This window comes from Achromobacter sp. (assembly GCF_057314935.1).
Genome location: NZ_DBHKZA010000039.1, coordinates 1 through 1,271, shown reverse-complemented (window position 1 = coordinate 1,271; position 1,271 = coordinate 1). Strand labels below are relative to the sequence as shown.

Sequence of the window (1,271 nt, the reverse complement as noted above, 5' to 3'; positions counted from 1 at the left end):
GCCCAGTCGCCTTCCAGGTTGTAGAGGCCTGCGCCGGCGTGGGTGTCCACGACCCAATAGGGCGCGTCCTTTTTGTTGAAGTAATCCAGGGTGTGAACCAGGATGGCGTGCTTGAGCACGTCGGCATGGTTGCCGGCGTGAAAGGCGTGGCGGTAACTGAACACGGGGCGTTCTGCCTCAGGCGGCCGGCCGGATAGCGGCCAGCTCGTCGGTGAAAATGCCGTCGATGCCCCAGTCCAGCAGCAAGCGGGCGCGGTCGGGGTCATTGACGGTCCAGGCCGCGATCCGGTAGCCGGCGGCGTGCACGGCGTCGATCAGTTCGCGGGTTGCGTCTTTCTGGTTGATGTTCAGCGCGACGCAGTCGTATTTGACCAGGCGTTCGCGCCAATCAGCGGGGACTTTCTCCACGAGCAGCGCGCGCGGCAGCTCGGGCGCCACTTCCAGCGCGGCTTGCAGCGCTTCTTCGGCGAACGAGGACAGCAGCGGGGGCGTGCCGGCGCCTTGCCACAACTGCTTGCAGGCCAACGCGACGGCGGCGCCGGTCTCGGCTTCGCGGCCGGGGCAGGGCTTGATCTCGACGTTGCTGGCGATGTGGTTGGCGACCGTGTAGCGGGCCACGGCGGCAAAAGTGGGCAACGGCTCGCCGGCGTAGGCGGCCGAGTGCCAGCTGCCGAAGTCCAGCTGCGCGAGTTCCGCGTACGTCTTGGCGGCCGCCGGGCCGTGCCCGTTGGAGGTGCGGTCGACGTCATCGTCGTGCATCAGCACGAGGACGTTGTCGCTGCTCAGCTTCACGTCGTATTCGAACATCGTGAAACCATGCTCGGCGCCCACGCGCATGGCGGCCAGCGTGTTCTCCGGCGCCAAACGGCCACCGCCGCGGTGCGCGATGTAACGGGAATAGGGCCAGGACGGGAGTTTTGCGGTCATTTTTGGTGTTGCGTGTGCTTCTTATGGACAGGGTTGCAAGGATACTCCTTCTTGCCCCGATGACGCCCGGCACCGGCGCCCCTGAAAGAACGGTCCGAACCCCCAGAAGAACAGCCCAACCCGCAGAAGAACGGTCCGAACCCTCAGAAGAACAGCCCAGCCCGCAGAAGAACTGCCCGAACCCCGAGAAGAATAGCCGCCCCGCCGCCGGGCCGCCCCAAGGCGGGGCAGCCCCCTCGGGGGGCAGCAAGCGAGCGAAGCGAGTGCGGCGTGGGGGCACTTCCCCCCTCCGCCGCCGGGCCGCCCCAAGGCGGGGCAGCCCCCTCGGGGGGCAGCAAGCGAGC

General features: G+C 67.6%; 1 protein-coding gene and 1 pseudogene. Both read right to left on the bottom strand.

Annotated elements, in window-relative coordinates:
* Positions 1–164: pseudogene (locus tag ACO6D5_RS15890) on the bottom strand (23S rRNA (adenine(2030)-N(6))-methyltransferase RlmJ); the annotation flags it as partial.
* Between the two features lie 13 nt (positions 165–177).
* Positions 178–927: a glycerophosphodiester phosphodiesterase gene (ugpQ, locus tag ACO6D5_RS15885; protein WP_315847208.1), complete on the bottom strand. Its 750-nt coding sequence runs from the start codon at positions 925–927 to the stop codon at positions 178–180.
* Between the last annotated feature and the right edge of the window lie 344 nt (positions 928–1,271).